The organism is Paraburkholderia haematera, from assembly GCF_905220975.1.
GTDB classification, from domain to species: domain Bacteria; phylum Pseudomonadota; class Gammaproteobacteria; order Burkholderiales; family Burkholderiaceae; genus Paraburkholderia; species Paraburkholderia haematera.
In genome coordinates, this window is the sequence record NZ_CAJNBK010000020.1 from 1 (window position 1) to 21,462 (window position 21,462).

Sequence of the window (21,462 nt, forward strand, 5' to 3'; positions counted from 1 at the left end):
CGCGGCGCGGTGGCGGCCTGGTGGGCGCTGACCGGTCTGCTGGTGACGACCTTCGCGTTCCTCGGCGTCAACATGTTCCTGTCGGGGCTGCATAGCTACGGCAAGCTGTAAGATCCGCCGTTCTGCGCCGACTAAGAACCGCCACGTGCTTCGCACCGGCGGTTTTTTTACGTCTGGCGGAATATTCGCTGCATCCAGTGTGTTTGTTAGGGCAGTACCTAAGGATGGCTGGGCGAGTGGCTAAACGGGCCGATCATCAATATGGCCCCGTAAGATAGACAACCCGATGGGCCCGCAAGGAGCAGCACGATGTGGATCAAGCGCAGCGACAGAATTCAACTCATCGGCGATGACATCGCACGCAACGAAATCACGCCGCAGCGGGTCTTTGAGAACCGGCGCCGCGTGTTGCAGGCGGCCGGCGCGGCAGTGCTCGGCAGTTTGATCGGCGTGAATGGCGAAGCGTTGGCGGCGTATTCGTCGCCGGATCCTAAGGCGCAAAAGCTCGCGGCGAAGACCAACCCGAAGTTCGTCGCGCTCGACAAGATCACACCGTACAAAGACATCACCACGTACAACAATTACTACGAGTTCGGCACCGACAAAGCGGATCCTGCGCACAACGCCGGCACCTTGCGCGCGCATCCGTGGAAAGTGAGTGTCGAGGGCGAAATCAAGAATCCGAAGGTGTACGACATCGACGAATTGCTGAAGCTCGCGCCGCTCGAGGAGCGCGTGTACCGGTTGCGTTGTGTCGAAGGCTGGTCGATGGTGATTCCGTGGATCGGCGTGCCGCTCTCGGAGCTGATCAAGCGCGTGCAGCCGACCGGCAATGCGAAATACGTGCAATTCATCACACTCGCCGATCCTTCGCAAATGCCCGGGCTTTCGACGCCGGTACTCGATTGGCCGTACACCGAAGGTTTGCGGATGGACGAAGCGATGAATCCGCTGACGCTGCTGACAATGGGCCTCTACGGACAGGTGCTGCCGAATCAGAATGGCGCGCCGATCCGTGTGGTGGTGCCGTGGAAATATGGCTTCAAGAGCGCGAAGTCGCTGGTGAAGATCCGTTTCCTCGACAAGCAGCCGCCGACCAGCTGGAACACGTATGCGTCGAACGAATACGGCTTCTATTCGAACGTGAATCCGAACGTCGACCATCCGCGCTGGAGCCAGGCCACCGAGCGGCGCATCGGCGAAGACGGTTTCTTCACGCCCAAGCGCAAGACGTTGATGTTCAACGGCTACGGCGATCAGGTCGCGTCGCTGTATCAAGGCATGGACCTGAAGAAGAACTTCTGAGCGACGGTGCGATCATGGCTTCTGATACTCAATCTGTAGCTCAAACCGAACGCAAAGCACCGCGAGCCGTGCCGGCGTCGGCGACACCTACGGCAAAGCGCCCTGCAGGCGGCGCGCGCTGGATCGTGCCGGCGAAGATCGCGGTGTTTATCGCGGCGTGGTATCCGCTCGCGCGTATCGTGCTGTTCGGCATGACCGATCGGCTGGGCGCGAATCCTATCGAGTTCATTACGCGCTCGACCGGTTTGTGGACGCTCGTGTTTCTTTGCATCACGCTAGCCGTGACGCCGTTGCGGCGGCTGACCGGCATCACGGCGTTGGCACGATTCCGCCGGATGCTGGGCCTTTACGCATTCTTCTACGCAACGCTTCATTTCACCACTTACCTGTGGTTCGACAAGTGGTTCGATGTTGCCGCGATTCTCAAGGACATCGGCAAGCGGCCATTTATCACCGTGGGCTTTGCCGCGTTCATGCTGCTGATCGCGTTAGCCGTTACGTCACCGCGCGCGATGGTGCGCAAACTTGGACGCCGCTGGCAATCGTTGCATCGTGCGATCTATGCGATCGGCGGGCTTGCGATCCTGCATTTCTGGTGGATGAAGGCGGGCAAGCACGACCTGATTTTGCCGAAGATCTACGGCGCGATCATGGTCGCGTTGTTGGGGTGGCGCTTGATCGTATGGCTGCGCGAGCGGGGGTTAAAGACGCGCTGAGCACCAGGATCCGCGCGCAAATGAAAAAAGGCGATGCCGCAGTGGCATCGCCTTTTTTATGTCGCTTAGGTGCTGACGTTTACGCCGGCAAAATCGTTTCGCCCGCAAACAGCTGCTTGACCTCTTCGCGTTCGCGAACCAGATGCACTTGTGTACCATCAACCATCACCTCGGCCGCACGCGGACGGGTGTTGTAGTTCGAACTCATCACGAAGCCGTACGCGCCAGCCGAGCGAATCGCCAGGAGATCGCCCGGTTCGACCGCCAGCAGACGCTCACGACCCAGCCAGTCGCCGCTTTCGCACACCGGGCCGACCACGTCGTACACGTGAGCGGGCACCTCGCGCTTAACGACAGCCTCGATCGCGTGATACGCCTCGTACATCGCAGGGCGTGCGAGATCGGTCATCGCCGCGTCCACGATGGCGAAGTTCTTTTCCGCCCCCGGCTTGAGAAACTCGACGCGCGTCAGCAGCACGCCTGCATTGCCGACCAGCGAACGGCCCGGCTCGAAGTAAACCTCACGATGCCCGTGACCACGCGCTTCGATGCGATCCAGTACGGTGCGCACGAAGTCGCCGATTTCCGGTGGGGTTTCATCGTCGTAGGTGATACCGAGGCCGCCACCTACGTCGATGTGGCGAATCTTCACGCCGTCCTGTTCGATCTGTTCGACCAGTTCGAGCACCTTGTCGACCGCGTCCAGATACGGGGCGACTTCAGTGATCTGCGAGCCGATATGGCAGTCGATGCCGACCACGTCGAGATGTGTCATCGCTGCGGCAGCTTGATACGTTGCTCGCGCATCTTCGAATGCGACACCAAACTTGTTCGACTTCAGGCCGGTGGAAATATATGGATGCGTTTTCGCGTCGACGTCCGGATTCACGCGCAACGAGACGGGCGCTTTTTTGCCCATTTCCGCCGCAACTGCGTTGAGGCGATCGAGCTCGGGAATCGATTCGACGTTGAAGCATTTGACACCGGCCGCGAGGGCCTGACGCATCTCGTCCGCATGCTTGCCGACGCCGGAAAATACGGTGTTTTCCGCTTTCCCGCCCGCGGCCAGCACGCGCGCCAGTTCGCCGCCCGACACGATGTCGAAGCCGGCGCCGAGACGCGCGAACACGTTCAGCACCGCAAGATTGCTATTGGCCTTGACGGCGACGTGAACGGTTGCGCGACGGCCGGCGCAAGCGCCGGCGTAGGCGTTCCATGCTTCGGTGAGCGCGGCGCGCGAATAGACGTACAGCGGCGTGCCGAACTGCTCGGCGAGTGAGACGGTGGACACGCCCTCGGCGTGCAACACGCCGTCGACGTAGTCAAATGCGGATCGAGTCATGCGAAAGTCTTATTGAACTGGAGTGACGGCGGAGGCAGGTTGCACAGGCGCAGCAGCGGATGCGGCAGACGCGGGCGGCGCGGCGAGTTCGCTTTCCGGCGACAACGAGAGCGGCGCGCCAGTGGTATCCGGTACTTCACCCATGGGGGAGGCAGTTTGCGCACCTGATTTCACTTCACCCGATGACGCTGACGGCAGCGGTTGCGTGCGGTCGATCGGCTTGGCCGGCAGCGGCGGCACGGTGGGCAAATAGAGCGAACCGCGTTGCCCGCAGCCGGCAAGTGCACAACCTGCGAGAATGGCTAAACCCGCTACAATCGCGCGGCCGGGCGCCCCCGCGCGCATCCGAGATACGACTCGCATGACTGTCCCTGAATAAATAATCGATGGAGTTTAGCATGTCCGATAGTGATTACCTGACCCGCGCGGAAGCCGCGCTAGCCGCCATCGAACGCGCGCTGGACGACGTGGAAGCCGACATCGAACTCGAGCGCAGCGGCAATGTCCTGACCCTCGAATTCGAGAACCGCACGAAGATCATCGTCAACCTGCAGCCGCCGATGCGCGAGATCTGGATCGCTGCAAAGGCGGGTGGTTTCCACTTCCGTTTCATCGACGGTGAATGGCGCGATACGCGCAGCGGCACGGAGTTTTTCGCCGCGTTGTCGGAGTACGCCACGCAGCAGGCTGGCGAGCCGGTTCACTTCGAAGCGTAGACATCGTGGGCTGAAGGGGCTGCCGGAACGGCGGCCGAAGCCGGCGCTGAAAGCGAGCGTCGGAACGGCCGCTGAATTGACCGCCCAAACGAAACCGCCGCGCATCGAGCGCGGCGGTTTTCTTTGTTCAGGCGAACTGCGGTCTTTCTTCAGTGCCCGCGGAACAGATTCATGATGTCCTGCTTTTCCTGTTCGCCGACCTGTTCAGGCGCCGCCGCGCCAGCGCCGCTCGCCCCGGCCTCCAGCGCCGCCTGACTCACGCCGACTGTCGCGACAAAACCGTGGCCCGGCGTGAAGTCGTCGAAATACAGCTCTGAGCCGAGCTCGGTCAGGCCGTCGGGCATCGGCATCTTGTAGTCCGGCACACCTTTGAGCGCGCGCGCCATGTATTCGATCCACACCGGCAACGCGAGGCCGCCCCCCGTTTCCTTATCGCCGAGACTGCGCGGGTTGTCGTAGCCCATCCACGCGATGGCCGTGAGCGTGTGCTGATAGCCGGCGAACCACGCATCGCGCGAATCGTTTGTCGTGCCGGTCTTGCCGCCGAGATCGGTACGCTTGAGCACGTTACTCTTCGCGCCCGTGCCACGTTGCGCAACGCTTTGCAGCAGGCTGTTCATCACATACGCATTGCGCGGTTCGATCGCGTGCGGCGCACTCTGCTCGGCGACCAGCGGTTGCGCGTGCGCCACGACGATGCCGCGCTGATCGGTGACTTCCGCGATCAGATACGGGTTGATGCGATAGCCGCCGTTAGCAAATACCGAGAACGCGCCAGCCATCTGCAAGGGCGTGACGAGACCCGCGCCGAGCGCCATCGGCAGATAAGCCGGGTGACGATCCGCATCGAAGCCGAAACGCGTGATGTATTGCTGCGCGTACTTGGTGCCGATCTGGTTAAGGATGCGAATCGACACCAGGTTCTTCGACTTCTGCAGGGCGGTGCGCATGGTCATCGGGCCGTCGAAACCGCCACCGTAGTTCTTCGGTTCCCACGCCTGGCCGCCGGTTTCCGCGGCGCTGAAAAAGAGCGGCGCGTCATTGATCACGGTGGCCGGTCCGAGCCCCTTTTCAAGCGAAGCCGAGTAGATGAACGGCTTGAAGCTCGAACCCGGTTGACGCCACGCCTGGGTCACGTGGTTGAACTTGTTCTTGTTGAAGTCGAATCCGCCGACCAGCGCGCGAATCGCGCCGTCTTGCGGCACCACCGAAACGAACGCACCTTCCACTTGCGGCAACTGCGTAATCGACCAGTTGCCGTCGTCATCCTTCACGAGGCGAATAATCGCACCGGGCCGCACGCGTTGATTCGGCTGTGCGCGCGTGCCGAGCGCGAACTGCGCGAAGCGCAGGCCGTCGCCCTGAATGGTCGCAACATTGCCGTCGATGAAGGTAGCCTGTACTTGCTTCGGGCTCGCCGCCGTCACCACCGCGGCGATGATTTCGCCGTTATCGGGATGCTCGAGCAGCGCGTCGTCGATGGCCTGTTCGCGCTCATCAGCATCGGACGGCAAATCGATGAACGCTTCCGGGCCGCGATAGCCGTGGCGCCGCTCGTAGTCCATGAGACCTCTGCGCAGCGCCCGGTAAGCGACGTCCTGATCGGCCGAGTCGATAGTGGTCACGACGTTCAGGCCGCGCGTGTACGCCTCCTCGCGATACTGCGCGTACATCATCTGCCGCACCATTTCCGCGACGTACTCCGCGTGCACGCTGAACTCCTTGCCCGCGCCCTTGACGACCAGTGGCTGCTTGCTTGCCTCGTCGTATTGTTCCTGAGTGACGTAATGCAACTCGTACATGCGCTGCAGGATGTACTCCTGACGGATCTTCGCGCGCTTCGGATTGACCACCGGGTTATACGCGGACGGCGCCTTCGGCAGGCCCGCCAGCATGGCGGATTCCGCGAGGGTCAGGTCCTTCAGGTCTTTTCCGAAGTACACCCGCGCCGCACTCGCGAAGCCATACGCACGCTGACCGAGATAGATCTGATTCATGTACACCTCGAGAATCTGATCTTTCGACAGCTTCGACTCGATCTTGTACGCGAGCAGCATCTCGTAGATCTTACGCGTGTAGGTCTTCTCACTCGAAAGGAAGAAGTTGCGCGCCACCTGCATGGTGATCGTGCTCGCACCTTGCGTGGCGTGACCATTGGTTAGCGCGACGAAGCCAGCCCGCGCGATGCCTGTGAGATCGACGCCGCCGTGATCGTAGAAGCGCGCGTCTTCGATGGCCAGCACGGCTTTCTTCAGGCTGTCGGGCACGTCCTGGATATGGACGATGTCGCGCCGCTCTTCACCGAATTCGCCGATCAGCACGTGGTCGGCTGTATAGATGCGCAGGGGCACCTTCGGCCGGTAGTCGGTCAGCGCGTCGAGCGACGGCAGGTTCGGCGTTGCCACCACCAGCGCATAACCGAGCACCAGCAGCACGCACAGGACGCCTGCGACGATCAGACCCACAAAGCCCATGACGAGCTTGAGCCACAAGGGGCGTTTGCGCTTCTGCGGCGCGGGCGGCGGGGACGTAGGAGACGTGGATTGCATATGGGCACCAAAAAACAGTCCCGCGATTATAGCCGCCTCGCATTTCAGCTTTCGGCGTGCTTACTGACAGTTCTTGACAAGTCCGTGCGCCGCGCGGGAATGACTTCACTGTAGACGCTTTGATGACGTGCAGGGCGTGCTTCGCGCAACGTTAGCCATTTGGCTGAGTGTCGCGCGGCGGCGCGGCTACGCACAATTCCTCCTCGTTACTCGCGTTCGAATGGTTCGTCGCGTGAGTTTGAGGGAGGGCGTGATGACGTTCAAAGATTCGTGGCTTCAAGATGTGCGATTCGGGACGCAGCGTTTTGCTGCGGGGATCGACTTGGGTTCGCAGGCGGTGCGTCTGGTCGTGTTGAGTCAGCATTCGCGCACACGTGCCGCGCTGCATATCGAATACGCGAGTACCGTGCCGCTTGGCGCCGGCGCGATGGTCGGTACGGAGATCGCCGACCGGCATGCGGTGGCGCGTGCGTTGCGTGACGCATTCGCGGGTCTGCCACGCGCGTGTGCGACCCATGTATTGCGATGCGCGATGGCGCTGCCCGCTTCGGCAACGTTGACAACCAGCGTGCCGCTCACGCGGCTCGCCGCGCTCGCCGGTTGCGCGGACGACGGCGGGCATGAGCTCGCCGAACTCGAACCGGCTGTGATGAGCGAAGTCGAGCGTATCGCGGGCCTCGAGCGGCATGCGTTGGCCGTCGACTGGTTCGTTGACGAAACGCGCTCGCCGATCCGTTCCGTGACGATCGCCGCAACCGCCCGCCAGCATCTCGAAGCGCGTATCGAATGCGCGGCGACCGCCGGTATCTCGCTCACCGCAATCGATGGCGAACCGCATGCGGCTTTGCGCGCAATGCGCTACGCGGCGAGCCTCGAACTCGATCTGCACGAGCCTTATGTCGCGCTCTGGATCGGCACGGACGGCGTGTACGGCTGGCGCATCGTCGACGACTGCCAGGTTGGCGAAATGCATTACCCCGCGCCCGAGCATGCCGATCTCGCCGACGCGTTGCGCGATCTCGCACACGGCCCCGAACTCGACTGCGCGTTCCTGAGCGGCGAGGTCGATTTGCTTGACGGCGTGGGTTTCTCGATTGCGGATATAGCCGACGTATTGGGCTGCACCGTGCTGCCGTTCGAATGCGCGGCGCTTGGCGGTCTCGCATGTCAACTGCACGATCCGTTGTTGCACGAGCCTGCCGCCGCGGTGGCGTTCGGACTTGCGTTGCGCGGGGTGCTCGAATGATGCGCGGCCTGCGCACCCGTGTGCATTCGGCGGCTTCGGGCACGCACCCTTCCACGCGTGGCGGGCGCTTTGCACGGTCGTGGCTCGGCGGTTTCAATCTGTTGCCGTACAGGCAACGCAATGCGCGGCTCGCGCGCCGGCAGCGTTTGCTCGAATGGGCTGCCGCGGCGCTCGCCGGTTTTGCGGCTGTACTCGCGGTCGTTGGGTGGCAGGTATTCGAAAGGGCGAGGCTCGATGCGCGGCGCGTGGCGATCGAACAATCGCTCACGCAATTGAGCATGCCACTCGCGGAACACGCGAGATTACTGCGGTCGCAAGACGAACAACGCAAAAGCGTGGCGCTTGCGATGAACTTGTCAGAGCCGCTTACGCATTTGCGCGATCTGCTGAACGCCTTGAGTTTTGACCCCGGTGACGGCGTGGTGCTGCAGCAGTTGCGCCACCGTGAGTACGAGACGGAGTTGCTCGCGACCTCGCGCGGACATATCGCGTCGGCCGAGTGGCTCAAACGCTTGAGCGCGATCCATGGCGTCAAGGGCGCGGAGGTAAGCGACCTGCATCGCTCGGCGCCACGCAGCGGTGCGGTTGCGGCGGCCAGCGCGACCGGCCCGATCGAATTCGGCGCGCATCTGCGCTGGGGCAACCCGCCAAAGAAAACGGTCAGTACGTCCGGCCCGGCGGCGCAGCGTCCCGTGAAGTCTGAACAATCAGGAGGTGCGAAATGAGTACGACTTTTGTCGAGTTCGGCGGCGGCGCGGCGAGCGCGCGGCAGTCTATTTCCCAGTGGATGATGCGTGTGCGTATGCCACTCGTTGCCTGGAGCCGTCGGCGCCGTTGGGTGGTCGCGTTGCTGATCGCAGCGTTGGTGTTCGGACTTGGTGCGCATGGCTGGGTTGTCGCCGATTTCGGCGGCGTCGAGGCGAGCCGTGCGGCATTGGAGGCGGCCACACGGCATCTCGCGGACGCGCGCCGCGCGCTGGCGCAATTGCCCGCGCTGCGCCGGGAAGCTGCAGCGGGTCCGGGCCTGCCGTTGCCTGCGTCGTGGACCTCCGCGGACGATGTGCGCATCGTGTCCGAACTCGCGGCTCAGAATGGCGTCTCGTTGCTCTCGTTAGAACCGGGCGCCGCGAGTGGCTCGGATGCCGAAAGGATGCGTCCTGTACAACTCACCGCGCACACCGATTTCGTCCACCTGATGGCATTTTTGCGCGGTCTGTCGGATCTGCCGGTGCTGATCGTTCCCATCGATGTGACAGTCAATCGCGATGCCGCTTCGTTAGCGGTGAGGGCAACGCTGCATGTATTCAATGCGCTGAGGCCGGCGTCTTCCACCGCTGCTGATGGTGCAACAGTGGACGTCTTTGCCGACGAGAGCCTCGATTCGGAGGACGAAGAAGACATCGTATTCTTTGACCCGTTCTCGCTTGCGCAGATGCTCGCCTCCCGCGAGCTGCAGCCCGACGCTTCTCAACTTCGCCTCGTTGGCGTGCTACACGATCGCACACGCGGACTCGCCTTGCTCGATACACCGGATGGCGCCACCACGGTCGTGTCCGGGCAGAAGCTCGGTGCCGAGCGCGTCACGCGGCTCGACGCGCTCAGCATCACGTTGGCCGTGGGCGGCGCGACGCGCACGCTGGCACTGACGGAGGCGTCCTGATGAGGCTGATGGAGCCGTTCGATCCCGACGCGTCGCGGGTTGGCGTTCGCGTGTGTTTTGGCCTCGGTGTGTATCGCCGCCTGCTCGGAGGCTTGTCTGGAGGCCCGCTTCGCAGCCTTGTCGCCGGCATGGCGATAAGCGCCGGCATCGCACACGCTTCGGCCCCAGCGCTGCCGCCGCTGCCCGCGTACATGCCGCTTGATGACGCTGTCGCGCCGCCCGTTGCTCGATACGATGTACCGCCGCTGCCGCGCGGCGTCGCTGCCGAAGTGTCCAACCCGTTTCGCGACGAGTCCTCCGACGGGCCCGGCGTATCGCGAGCGGTGGCAAGCGCCGAAAGCGGAAGCGCCGACGACCCGGGCGGCGACGCAGACGGTTCAGTGCCGCTACGGCGGCACTCCGCGGCGGTGGCGCGTGACGACATCATCGGGACCTCGGCCCTTGAGGGGCCGCCAGTGCCGCTGCCCCCGCTTGCGCGCCTGAGCGGCGCACCGAAAACGCCTGCAGACGCCACACTCGCCGCCGACGACAAACCGATCTCGCTCAATTTCCAGCGCGCCGAACTCGGCGCGGTGCTCAACGCGTTCGCCCAGTTCACCGGACTGAACATCGTCGCGAGCGAGAGAGTGCGCGGCGCCGTTTCCCTGCGGCTCGACAAGGTGCCGTGGCGCACCGCGTTCGATACCTTGCTCGATGTCAACGGGCTGGCCATGGAGCGCCACGGCAACGTGATCTGGGTCGCGCCGTTTGCGGATCTGGCCGCGCGTGAACGGCAGCGTTTCGAAGCGCACGCCAGAGCCGCCGATCTTGAGCCGCTCGCAAGCCGCACGTTCGAGCTTCACTACGCGCGTGCTGAAGACGTGCGGCGCCTGCTGACCGGCGCCGGCAACCAGCGCGTGCTGTCCAAACGCGGCGCCGCGACTGCCGATCCACGCACCAATCTGCTGTTTGTCACCGATCTCGAAGGGCGGCTTGCGCAAATCACGGCGTTGCTTGCTTCCGTCGACCGGCCGACCCGTCAGGTGTTGATCGAAGCGCGTATCGTTGAAGGCGAGCATGGTTTTTCGCGCAATCTCGGCGTGCGCCTTTCCATGGCGGCCGCCAACGCCAGCGTCGATGGCACCGCCCGAGGCCTGTCGGGAGGCAAAGACGGCACCGTGTACGATCTGTCGGCACGGCCAATTTCCGGTTTCGACGCCGCCACCGCCGGGCTGACCTTGTTCGCAGCGGGGGCGACGCGGCTGCTCAACATCGAACTGAGTGCGCTGGAGGCGGAAGGGCGCGGTGAAATCGTCTCGAGCCCTCGGGTCGTGACGGCGGACCGGATGAAAGCGGTCGTCGAGCAGGGCACCGAGCTGCCCTATCAGGCGAAAGTGGGGCAGGGTGTGTCCGGCGTGCAGTTTCGCCGCGCTACGCTGAAGCTGGAGGTCGAGCCGCAAATCATGCCGGACGGCAGAGTGGTGCTGGACCTCGACATCGCCAAAGATAGCGTCGGCGAGCAGACCGACGCCGGGCCGGCGATCAACACCAAACACGTGCAAACGCGCGTCGAAGTCGAAGATGGTGGTACGGTGTCGATCGGCGGAATTTACGCGACCGACAACCGGGACGATGTGACGCGGGTGCCGGTCCTGGGCAAAATACCGTTTTTAGGGGCGCTTTTTCGCCATCGGGCCCATCGGGACCAGCGCAGTGAACTGGCAATTTTCATCTCGCCGCGCGTCGTTCAGACAAATTAGGGGCATGCTGCTGCCGCTGCCCAGCGGCGGCCTGCAGGCTCGACAAGGCAGCCGCTTTGCCAGTAAGCTGCGGCACGAACCATACCGGATTAGCCAGAGGACACCGTTGCAAGCGCGGGACGCACACGCCAATGTATTTTTTGTAGGGCTCATGGGGGCGGGCAAAACCACCGTGGGCCGGGCCATTGCGCGCCGTCTCGATCGCCCGTTCTTCGATTCCGATCATGAAATCGAGGCGCGTACGGGCGCGCGCATCCCTGTGATCTTCGAGCTGGAAGGCGAAGCGGGCTTTCGCGATCGCGAGGCGCACGTGATTTCCGACCTGACCGGGCGCGAAAATATCGTGCTGGCGACAGGCGGGGGTGCGGTGCTGCGGCCGGAAAACCGTGAAGCGTTGCAAAATCGGGGTGTGGTGATCTATTTGCGCGCCAATCCGCACGATCTGTGGCTGCGCACCCGGCGCGACAAGAATCGCCCGCTTTTGCAGACCGAAGACCCCAAAGCGCGCCTCGAGGCGCTCTACGAAGTACGCGATCCGCTATACCGGGAATGCGCGCACTTTGTGATCGAAACCGGCCGGCCCTCGGTCAACGCACTGGTCAACATGGTTCTGATGCAGCTCGAGCTGGCCGGCGTCGCCAAACATCCTGCGTCATAATGGACCGTATGATTACCGTCAATGTCGAACTGGGCGAGCGCGCCTACCCCATCCATATCGGTGCCGACCTGATCGGCCAGACTGCGTTGTTCGCGCCGCATATCGCCGGCAGCTCGGTCACCATCGTCACGAATACCACGGTCGACCCGCTCTATGGCGACGCGCTGCGCGCGGCGCTCGCGCCGCTCGGCAAGCAGGTGTCCACGGTCGTTTTGCCGGACGGCGAAGCGTACAAGAACCTCGAAACGCTGAACCTGATTTTCGACGCGCTGCTGGGCTCGCGCGCAGACCGCAAGACTACGCTGATCGCGCTCGGCGGCGGCGTGATCGGCGACATGACGGGGTTTGCGGCGGCCTGCTATATGCGCGGCGTGCCGTTCATCCAGGTGCCGACCACCTTGCTGTCGCAAGTCGATTCGTCGGTGGGCGGCAAGACCGGCATCAACCATCCGCTTGGCAAGAACATGATCGGCGCGTTCTACCAGCCGCAGGCCGTGATCGCCGACATCGGCGCGCTCCGTACGCTGCCGGCGCGAGAACTGGCAGCGGGCGTCGCCGAAGTGATCAAGACTGGCGCGATTGCCGACGTCGGTTTCTTCAGCTGGATCGAAGCGAACATCGAGTCGCTCAATCGCTGCGAGCCCGCAGCGCTGGCCGAGGCGGTCAAGCGCTCGTGCGAAATCAAGGCGTCGGTCGTGGCGCAGGACGAGCGCGAAGGCGGGCTGCGCGCGATCCTCAATTTCGGCCACACCTTCGGCCATGCAATCGAAGCCGGACTCGGCTACGGCGAGTGGCTACACGGCGAGGCGGTTGGCTGCGGGATGGTGATGGCGGCGGACCTGTCAGTGCGTATGGGTTATCTCGACGAAGCGGCGCGCAAGCGTCTGGTCGACGTGATCGTTGCCGCGCATTTGCCCACCCGGGCGCCCGCGCTCGGCGATTCGCGTTACGTCGAACTCATGAGGGTCGACAAGAAGGCGGAAGCCGGCGCGATCAAATTCATTCTGCTGAAGCGTTTCGGTGAGACGCTCATCACCCAGGCGCCCGATGCCGAGGTGCATGCCACGCTGGCAGCCGCCGTCTAGACCGACTCGGCGAGGGCTTGGCAGCAAGGCAATGTGCACCAGCGTCACGAGGCGCCGCCCATGTTTCGGAGAATCCGGTGACTGACAGGCGCAGCGACGATGTACAGCATGACCCGGCAGGCAGGCCCGTGAGCCGCGTGCCGTCGCAGGAAGCACTCGAAGCGCATCTTGCGCCGTATGCGGCCCATTCTGCCCAGTCGCGCGGCCGCCGCTATCCCGAAGCTGCGCCGAGCGCGCGTACCGAATTCCAGCGCGATCGCGATCGCATTGTCCACTCGACGGCATTCCGCCGGCTTGAGTACAAAACTCAGGTGTTCGTGAATCACGAGGGCGATCTGTTTCGCACTCGCCTCACGCACAGCCTCGAGGTCGCCCAGATCGCCCGTTCAGTCGCCCGCAATCTGCGCGTCAACGAGGACCTCGTCGAAGCCATTTCGCTGGCGCACGATCTCGGCCACACGCCGTTCGGCCACGCGGGCCAGGACGCACTGAACGAGTGCATGCGCGAGCATGGCGGCTTCGAGCACAACCTGCAAAGCCTTGCGGTGGTCGACGATCTGGAAGAGCACTACGGCGCGTTCAATGGCCTGAACCTCTGCTTCGAAACGCGGGAAGGCATTCTCAAGCACTGCTCGCGTGAGAATGCGCGGCGGCTCGGCGCGCTCGGCGAGCGTTTTCTGGAGGGGAGGCAACCTTCCATTGAAGCGCAGATCGCCAATGTCGCCGATGAGATCGCGTACAACAATCACGACGTCGACGATGGCTTGCGCTCAGGCCTCATCACGGTGGAGCAACTTGCCGAGGTGGAGCTATGGCAGACACACTTCGAGGCGGCGCGCGGCGACTTTCCGGACATCGAGGGGCGCCGGCTGATTCACGAGACGGTGCGCCGCATCATCAATACGCTGATCGTCGACCTGATCGATACGACGTCGCTCAATCTGGCAAGACACACACCCGTCTCACTGGACGCCGTGCGCGCGGCACCGCCGCTGGTCGCGCATAGCGAAGCGATCGCAGCGCAGGCCGCGGCGCTCAAGCGCTTTCTGTTCAAGAACCTGTACCGCCACTATCGGGTGATGCGCATGGCCAACAAGGCGCGCCGCGTAGTAGCCGGTCTGTTCGACGCCTTCACGGAAGATCCGCGGCTGTTGCCACCCAGCTATCAATCCACGGACGCGTCGCAGCAACCGCGCCTGATCGCCCACTACATCGCGGGTATGACGGATCGATATGCAGTGAAGGAGTATCAGCGGCTGTTCGTGATAGACGACAATTGATCGGGTTGGCGTCGATGCTCATCGGCGCATGGCTTCGCGGGGGCGTCCAGGCGGGCGCGCGCAACCTCGTGTCGCTTGCGCAATTTGCTGCGTAGCGGCACGGCGTCGGCATGCGTGCCGTCGGCCAGCGTGTCTTCGAGTTCCGACAGCAGCGCGCGATTCATTGGCGATGTCTTTAGCCGCGTGGCGGCTATGGCCGGCGATTCGCCGGGAAGGTCACGCAACTTCGATGCCAAAAGCTACGCGCTGTTCCAGCGAGATCATCGCCGACGTGCCGACCGTTTCGTGTGGCAGGAATTGCACCGGAAAGGTCGATTGGTGGTCAAAATTACATGGCATCCGGCATTTACCATAATGGGTGACAGAGGCATAAAATAAAAACGCCGTCACGTGTGTGACGGCGTTTGGCCGAGGTGCGGAATGTTCGCGGCGGTTCGATCCATGCAGGCACAGCCTGCCTTCCTAGAAGACGTAACCTATCTTCGCGAAAGTAACGATCGGGTTGAGTTTGATTTTTGCCTCGGACGTCACGGTCAGGTTGCCGACCGGAGTCGCCGCGTTCGAGGTCAGTTTCGCGGTTACGCTGAGCGGTATGTATGAGATGGAGAGCCCTGCGAACCAGTGCTTGGTGAACGCATAGTTGAAACCGAGATTAAACACGGGTGCCCAGGAACGATCCGTCGATACTGAGGTCGGACCATGCAGTACGCCTTGTTCAAACGCAGTGTTGGTGATCTTCGCGTCCGTGAACCAGACGTACGTGACGCCGAGGCCGGCATAGGGTCGGAACTTTGCGGCGGGGTCGTTGAAGTAGTATTTGAACAGGAGCGCGGGACTCCATTGCTTCGCGGAGCCGAGCGTGCCGAATTGCTCGAAGGAGCCTGTGCCTAGCAGGTTGAATTTCGGCGGAATGCCAAGTTCAGCTTCCGCAGCGATGTGATCGGTGACAAAGTAGCCTAGGCTTAAGCCGAGGGTGTCGGAACTGTCGATGCCGGCACCTGTGCCAGCTAGTGAGACGTTGACGGGTCTCCCGCCGGCGCTTGTTTCCTTCAACGGATCGCTACTGTCTTGGGGGGCGAAATGGAACCACCCCGTCGTAGCGTAAAAGCTGCCGGCCGATTGCGCGTGAGCTGCCGTCATGCAGGCGAGCGCCGCGATCCCCGTTATGGCCTGTTTTAATTTCATATGTGCTCCTCCAAAAAAGGCCCGCTCATTATGACGACAACGTTTGAAACAAACCATACGCGGCAGTTAGAGCTTTCTCCCTAAGCGCCGGGCGGTTTCTGGCTAAGCCGCGCCGCGCCGAACCCAGCGCCCATGCGGCTTTTCGGACCTTCGGGTATATACCAACGCGACTATTGGATACTTCAGCATGGCACGGCTTGCACGTCTCTATGTCCCTGAACAGCCGCAGCACGTCATCCTCCGCGGACTCGATCAGCAGCCCGCATTCGTCGACGACCAGGACTACGAGCTTTTCATCGACTGTCTGAAAGCGGCTTCACGCGACCATCACTTGTCTATCCATGCGTATGCGTTGATGCCTGGCGCTGTGCAACTGCTCGTCACGCCGACTGAAGAGTCGAGCCTGCCGAAGGCGATGCAGGCGGTAGGGCGCCGTTACGTTGCGCACTTCAACCGGCGATACGCGCGCCGCGGCACCTTGTGGGAAGGGCGTTACCGCGCCACGGTGATCGAAGGCGAGCGCTACTTCCTGCTCGCGAGCCGGGTTGTCGAGATGTGCCCGGTACGCACCGGGCTCGTGAGCGTGCCCGAGGACTACCGCTGGTCGAGCTACCGGCACCACATCGGCTTGACGCTCGACAGCCTGATTACCGACCACCCGTTGTACTGGTCGCTCGGCAACACGCCGTTCGAACGGCAGCGTACCTACCGCGAATTGTGCGAGCAGCCGCTCGACGAACGCGAAGCCAGTCAGCTTCAGCAGGCCACCTTGAAGGGCTGGGTTTTGGGTAGCGACACCTATCGCGAGTGGGCGGCGCGGGCCGCCAACCGGCGCGTTTCGCCGCTGCCGCGCGGGCGGCCGCGCAAAGTCCGCGAGACCCCGCAGACGCAATAAAGCGTTCCGCATCAAAGGGATACGCTCGAAACGGCATCTTCGCGTGCCGTTTTCTTTTGCACCATTTTGATATGGCACCAATAAAAAATGACCGCAATGCACCAATTTGATAATTGGGTCTCGATCATCACGTTTTATTTGCTATTCCATTGATTCGTCGCGTATATTCCGAATTCCGGCGTTTTTTGATACGCACAGCATTCAAGCGTACTGAGTCGCCGACGTGGTTGCGGTGCGAACTGCGGCAATAGAAAAACGGTTTAACGGCCTGTCCGGCCCCTCACAGACGGTGTCCCCATGAACGACCACCAGCAACCGGCTCATCCGGTTCCCGCCGCGCAAGGTCTGTACGACCCGCAAAACGAACATGACGCCTGCGGCGTCGGCTTCGTCGCTCACATCAAGGGCAAGAAAAGCCACGAGATCATCGAGCAAGGCCTGAAGATTCTCGAGAACCTCGACCACCGGGGCGCCGTCGGCGCCGATCCGCTGATGGGCGACGGTGCGGGCATCCTGATCCAGATCCCGGACGGTTTCTATCGTGAGGAAATGGCCCGGCAGGGCGTCGTGCTGCCGCCGAACGGCGAGTACGGCGTCGGCATGGTCTTCCTGCCGAAGGAACACGCATCGCGTCTGGCCTGCGAACAGGAGCTGGAACGTACGGTGAAGGCCGAAGGCCAGGTCGTGCTGGGCTGGCGCGATGTGCCGGTCGACCACACCATGCCGATTTCGCCCACCGTCAAGGCAAGCGAGCCGCTGATCCGCCAGATCTTCATTGGCCGCGGCAAGGACATCATGGTGACCGACGCGCTCGAGCGGAAGCTGTACGTGATCCGCAAGACCGCGAGCCACCGCATCCAGGCGCTCAAGCTCAAGCACGGCAAGGAATACTTCGTGCCGTCGTGCTCGGCGCGCACGGTCGTCTACAAGGGCCTGCTGCTGGCCGGCCAGGTCGGCGTGTATTACCGCGACCTGCAGGACGAGCGCACCGTCTCGGCGCTGGCGCTGGTGCACCAACGCTTCTCGACCAACACGTTCCCGGCGTGGGAGTTGGCTCACCCGTACCGCATGATCGCCCACAACGGCGAAATCAACACGGTGAAGGGCAACGTCAACTGGCTGAACGCCCGTACCGGCGCGATCGCGTCGCACGTGCTCGGCGACGACCTGCCGAAGCTCTGGCCGCTGATCTACCCGGGCCAATCGGACACTGCCTCGTTCGACAACTGTCTCGAACTGCTGGTGATGGCCGGCTACCCGCTCGTTCACGCCATGATGATGATGATCCCGGAAGCCTGGGAACAGCACACGTTGATGGACGACAACCGCCGCGCCTTCTACGAATACCACGCCGCGATGATGGAGCCGTGGGACGGCCCCGCCGCGATCGCCTTCACCGACGGCCGTCAGATCGGCGCGACGCTCGACCGTAACGGCCTGCGTCCGGCGCGCTACATCGTCACCGATGACGACCTCGTCATCATGGCGTCCGAAGCGGGCACGCTGCTGATTCCCGAGTCGAAGATCGTCAAGAAGTGGCGTCTGCAGCCGGGCAAGATGTTCCTGATCGACATGGAGCACGGCCGCATCATCGACGACAAGGAACTGAAGGACAACCTCGCGAACGCCAAGCCGTACAAGAGCTGGATCGACGCCGTGCGTATCAAGCTCGACGAAATCGAGGCGAAGGCCGAAGACGTCGCAACGGAACGCCGCGAAGCCGCTGCCTTGCTGGATCGCCAGCAGGCGTTCGGCTACACGCAGGAAGACCTGAAGTTCCTGATGGCGCCGATGGCGCAAGCCGGTGAAGAAGCGGTTGGTTCGATGGGCAACGACTCGCCGCTGGCGGTCATGTCCAACAAGAACAAAACGCTCTATCACTACTTCAAGCAGTTGTTCGCGCAAGTCACGAACCCGCCGATCGACCCGATCCGTGAAAACATGGTGATGTCGCTGGTGTCGTTCGTCGGTCCGAAGCCGAACCTGCTCGACACGAACAACATCAACCCGCCGATGCGTCTCGAAGTGTCGCAGCCGGTGCTCGACTTCAAGGACATCGCGAAGATCCGCGCGATCGATCAGTACACGGGCGGCAAGTTCAGCTCGTACGAACTGAACATCTGCTATCCGGTGGCCTGGGGCAAGGAAGGCATTGAGGCGCGTCTGGCTTCGCTGTGCGCGGAAGCCGTCGATGCGGTCAAGTCCGGCTACAACATGCTGATCGTGTCGGACCGCAAGACCGACCGCGACAACGTTGCGATCCCGGCGCTGCTGGCGACGGCCGCGATTCACACGCACCTCGTCCAGCACGGCCTGCGCACGAGCGCGGGCCTGGTCGTGGAAACCGGCTCGGCGCGCGAAACGCACCACTTCGCCTTGCTCGCGGGCTACGGCGCGGAAGCCGTGCACCCGTACCTCGCGATGGAAACGCTTGGCCAGCTCGCAGCGGGCCTGAAGGGTGACCTGTCGGCGGAAAAGGCGGTCTACAACTTTACCAAGGCAGTCGGCAAGGGCCTGATGAAGGTCATGTCGAAGATGGGCATTTCGACCTACATGTCGTATACCGGTGCGCAGATTTTCGAAGCAGTCGGTCTGGCTGAAGGCCTTGTGTCGAAGTACTTCAACGGCACCTCGTCGAAGGTTGGCGGCATTGGCCTGTTCGATGTCGCGGAAGAAGCGATCCGTCTGCATCGTGATGCGTTCGGCGACAACCCGGTGCTCGCGAACATGCTCGACGCGGGCGGCGAATACGCGTACCGCGTGCGCGGCGAAGAACACATGTGGACGCCGGATGCGATCGCCAAGTTGCAACACTCGGCGCGCAGCAACTCGTACCAGACGTACAAGGAATACGCGCATCTGATCAACGACCAGACCAGGCGTCATATGACGTTCCGCGGCCTGTTCGAATTCAAGCTCGATCCGACCAAGGCGATCCCGCTCGACGAAGTGGAATCGGCGAAGGAAATCGTCAAGCGTTTCGCTACCGGCGCCATGTCGCTGGGCTCGATTTCGACTGAAGCCCACGCCACGCTGGCTGTCGCGATGAACCGCATCGGCGGCAAGTCGAACACCGGCGAAGGCGGCGAGGACGTGAACCGTTATCGCAACGAACTGCGCGGCATTCCGATCAAGAACGGCGACACCATGAAGTCGGTGATCGGCGACGAAGTGATCGTCGACATTCCGCTGAAGGATGGCGATTCGCTGCGCTCGAAGATCAAGCAGGTGGCGTCGGGCCGTTTCGGCGTGACGGCGGAATACCTGGCCTCGGCCGATCAGATCCAGATCAAGATGGCGCAGGGCGCGAAGCCGGGCGAAGGCGGTCAATTGCCAGGCCACAAGGTGTCGGAATACATCGGCAAGCTGCGTTACTCAGTGCCGGGCGTGGGCCTGATCTCGCCGCCGCCGCACCACGACATCTACTCGATCGAAGATCTGGCGCAGCTGATTCACGACCTGAAGAACGCCAACTCGGCGGCGAGCATTTCAGTGAAGCTGGTGTCGGAGTCGGGCGTCGGTACGGTGGCCGCGGGTGTCGCCAAGGCGAAGGCCGATCACGTCGTGATCGCCGGCCATGACGGCGGCACGGGCGCATCGCCGCTGTCGTCGGTGAAGCATGCCGGCACGCCGTGGGAACTGGGTCTGGCCGAAACGCAGCAGACGCTCGTGTTGAACCAGTTGCGCGGCCGTATCCGCGTGCAGGCTGACGGTCAGATGAAGACCGGCCGCGACGTCGTGATCGGCGCGCTGCTCGGCGCGGACGAATTCGGCTTCGCGACGGCGCCGCTCGTCGTCGAAGGCTGCATCATGATGCGCAAGTGCCACCTGAACACCTGCCCGGTCGGCGTCGCGACGCAAGATCCGGTGTTGCGTGCGAAGTTCCAGGGCCAGCCGGAACATGTCGTCAACTTTTTCTTCTTCGTTGCGGAAGAAGCGCGCGAACTGATGGCGCAACTGGGCATCCGCAAGTTCGACGACCTGATCGGCCACGCCGAACTGCTCGACATGAAGAAGGGCATCGAGCACTGGAAGGCGAAGGGTCTCGATTTCTCGCGCGTGTTCTATCAGCCGCAAGTTTCGGCGGAAGTCGCGCGCAAGCACGTCGATGTGCAGGACCATGGCCTCGACCGCGCGCTTGACCACACGCTGATCGAGAAGGCGAAAGCCGCGATCGAGAAGGGCGAGCACGTCTCGTTCATCCAACCGGTGCGCAACGTGAACCGTACGGTCGGCGCGATGCTGTCTGGCACGATCGCGAAGAAGTACGGCCACGACGGCCTGGCCGACGACACGATTCACATCCAGTTGAAGGGCACCGCGGGTCAGAGCTTCGGCGCGTTCCTCGCGAGAGGCGTCACGCTGGATCTGGTCGGCGACGGCAACGACTACGTCGGCAAGGGCCTCTCGGGCGGTCGCATCATCATCCGTCCGACCAACGATTTCCGCGGCAAGTCGGAAGAAAACATCATCTGCGGCAACACGGTGATGTACGGCGCGATTGAAGGCGAAGCGTTCTTCCGCGGCGTGGCAGGCGAGCGCTTCTGCGTGCGTAACTCCGGTGCGACGGCGGTTGTCGAAGGCACGGGCGACCACGGTTGCGAATACATGACGGGCGGCACGGTGATCGTGCTCGGCGAAACGGGCCGTAACTTCGCGGCCGGCATGTCGGGCGGTATTGCCTACGTGTTCGATCCGGACAGCACGTTCGCGGGCAAGTGCAACAAGTCGATGGTCGCGCTCGATCCGGTCTTGCAGCAGGCCGAACAGGAACGCACGGTCGACAAGGGTCTCTGGCACAGCGCCACGACCGACGAAGCCCTGCTCAAGGGTCTCATCGAACGTCACTTCCAGTTCACGGGTTCGCCGCGTGCAAAGGCGCTGCTCGAAAATTGGGATGCGTCGCGCCGTCAGTTCGTGAAGGTGTTCCCTACCGAATACAAGCGCGCGCTGGGCGAAATGGCCGCGAAGAAGGCGAACAAGGAAGTGCTCGCCGCCTGACTTGCCGTATAGGCAGGTTCGCTGGTCATCAGCACAGAAGACGTCACATTTAGCCGTACCCGCCGCGCCGACCATTCAGTCGGAC

17 protein-coding genes are annotated in these 21,462 nt (G+C 62.7%); 12 read left to right on the forward strand and 5 right to left on the reverse strand.

All coding sequences use genetic code 11. The annotated features are described in order from the left end of the window. Positions 1-309: 309 nt before the first annotated feature. Both msrP and msrQ read left to right on the forward strand, forming a co-directional pair. Positions 310-1,305: a protein-methionine-sulfoxide reductase catalytic subunit MsrP gene (msrP, locus tag KHO23_RS26055; protein ID WP_211614440.1), complete on the forward strand. Its 996-nt coding sequence runs from the start codon at positions 310-312 to the stop codon at positions 1,303-1,305. 14 nt (positions 1,306-1,319) lie between these two features. After that, entirely contained in the window at positions 1,320-2,021 is a 702-nt protein-coding gene (gene msrQ, locus KHO23_RS26060) for a protein-methionine-sulfoxide reductase heme-binding subunit MsrQ (protein ID WP_211614442.1), read from the forward strand. Between the two features lie 79 nt (positions 2,022-2,100). On the opposite strand, the gene lysA is transcribed toward msrQ, so the two are convergent. Together lysA and lptM are read right to left on the reverse strand one after the other, a co-directional pair. After that, positions 2,101-3,363: a diaminopimelate decarboxylase gene (gene lysA / locus KHO23_RS26065; RefSeq protein ID WP_211614444.1), complete on the reverse strand. Its 1,263-nt coding sequence runs from the start codon at positions 3,361-3,363 to the stop codon at positions 2,101-2,103. Between the two features lie 9 nt (positions 3,364-3,372). Next, the gene (gene lptM / locus KHO23_RS26070) at positions 3,373-3,726 is read right to left on the reverse strand and encodes an LPS translocon maturation chaperone LptM (RefSeq protein ID WP_211614446.1); all 354 of its coding nucleotides are present in this window, start codon (positions 3,724-3,726) and stop codon (positions 3,373-3,375) included. A gap of 35 nt (positions 3,727-3,761) precedes the next feature. On the opposite strand from lptM, the gene cyaY reads away from it, so the two are divergent. Further along, complete coding sequence (gene cyaY, locus KHO23_RS26075; RefSeq protein WP_211614448.1) at positions 3,762-4,079, forward strand: iron donor protein CyaY; 318 nt, start codon at positions 3,762-3,764, stop codon at positions 4,077-4,079. A gap of 149 nt (positions 4,080-4,228) precedes the next feature. On the opposite strand, the gene KHO23_RS26080 is transcribed toward cyaY, so the two are convergent. Continuing rightward, positions 4,229-6,628 carry a penicillin-binding protein 1A gene (locus KHO23_RS26080; protein ID WP_211614449.1) on the reverse strand — a complete coding sequence of 800 codons (2,400 nt, stop codon included), beginning with the start codon at positions 6,626-6,628 and terminating at the stop codon, positions 4,229-4,231. Positions 6,629-6,881: 253 nt separating this feature from the next. Here KHO23_RS26080 and pilM point away from each other — a divergent pair, with 253 nt between their 5' ends. The 7 genes from pilM to KHO23_RS26115 all read left to right on the forward strand — a co-directional run bounded on the left by pilM (position 6,882) and on the right by KHO23_RS26115 (position 14,296). Beyond that, complete coding sequence (pilM, locus tag KHO23_RS26085; protein ID WP_211614451.1) at positions 6,882-7,874, forward strand: type IV pilus biogenesis protein PilM; 993 nt, start codon at positions 6,882-6,884, stop codon at positions 7,872-7,874. After that, a complete protein-coding gene (locus tag KHO23_RS26090) occupies positions 7,874-8,599 on the forward strand; it encodes a fimbrial assembly protein (protein ID WP_407946074.1) in 726 nt (241 codons plus the stop codon). Before pilM ends, KHO23_RS26090 begins: the two co-directional genes overlap by 1 nt. Continuing rightward, the gene (locus KHO23_RS26095; RefSeq protein WP_211614454.1) at positions 8,596-9,534 is read left to right on the forward strand and encodes a hypothetical protein; all 939 of its coding nucleotides are present in this window, start codon (positions 8,596-8,598) and stop codon (positions 9,532-9,534) included. Before KHO23_RS26090 ends, KHO23_RS26095 begins: the two co-directional genes overlap by 4 nt. Further along, positions 9,534-11,273 (forward strand): type IV pilus secretin PilQ, encoded by a 1,740-nt coding sequence (locus KHO23_RS26100; RefSeq protein ID WP_407946072.1) that lies wholly within the window; start codon positions 9,534-9,536, stop codon positions 11,271-11,273. The genes KHO23_RS26095 and KHO23_RS26100 overlap by 1 nt, the downstream gene beginning before the upstream one ends. A 106-nt stretch (positions 11,274-11,379) precedes the next feature. Further along, positions 11,380-11,931: a shikimate kinase gene (locus tag KHO23_RS26105; protein WP_211614633.1), complete on the forward strand. Its 552-nt coding sequence runs from the start codon at positions 11,380-11,382 to the stop codon at positions 11,929-11,931. Continuing rightward, positions 11,931-13,016: a 3-dehydroquinate synthase gene (aroB, locus tag KHO23_RS26110; protein WP_211614456.1), complete on the forward strand. Its 1,086-nt coding sequence runs from the start codon at positions 11,931-11,933 to the stop codon at positions 13,014-13,016. The genes KHO23_RS26105 and aroB overlap by 1 nt, the downstream gene beginning before the upstream one ends. A gap of 77 nt (positions 13,017-13,093) precedes the next feature. Further along, positions 13,094-14,296, forward strand: a complete 1,203-nt coding sequence (locus KHO23_RS26115; protein WP_211614459.1) for a deoxyguanosinetriphosphate triphosphohydrolase — start codon at positions 13,094-13,096, stop codon at positions 14,294-14,296. Here KHO23_RS26115 and KHO23_RS26120 read toward each other — a convergent pair. Both KHO23_RS26120 and KHO23_RS26125 read right to left on the reverse strand, forming a co-directional pair. Next, positions 14,266-14,460, reverse strand: coding sequence for a hypothetical protein (locus KHO23_RS26120; RefSeq protein WP_407946073.1), 195 nt, complete (start codon positions 14,458-14,460; stop codon positions 14,266-14,268). The two genes, KHO23_RS26115 and KHO23_RS26120, sit on opposite strands and share 31 nt — an antisense overlap. A gap of 298 nt (positions 14,461-14,758) precedes the next feature. Next, the gene (locus KHO23_RS26125) at positions 14,759-15,481 is read right to left on the reverse strand and encodes an OmpW/AlkL family protein (RefSeq protein ID WP_211614461.1); all 723 of its coding nucleotides are present in this window, start codon (positions 15,479-15,481) and stop codon (positions 14,759-14,761) included. Between the two features lie 187 nt (positions 15,482-15,668). On the opposite strand from KHO23_RS26125, the gene KHO23_RS26130 reads away from it, so the two are divergent. Both KHO23_RS26130 and KHO23_RS26135 read left to right on the forward strand, forming a co-directional pair. Beyond that, the gene (locus tag KHO23_RS26130; protein ID WP_211614463.1) at positions 15,669-16,376 is read left to right on the forward strand and encodes a transposase; all 708 of its coding nucleotides are present in this window, start codon (positions 15,669-15,671) and stop codon (positions 16,374-16,376) included. A 297-nt stretch (positions 16,377-16,673) separates the two neighbouring features. Beyond that, positions 16,674-21,377, forward strand: coding sequence for a glutamate synthase-related protein (locus KHO23_RS26135; RefSeq protein WP_211614465.1), 4,704 nt, complete (start codon positions 16,674-16,676; stop codon positions 21,375-21,377). The last annotated feature ends 85 nt before the right edge of the window (positions 21,378-21,462 follow it).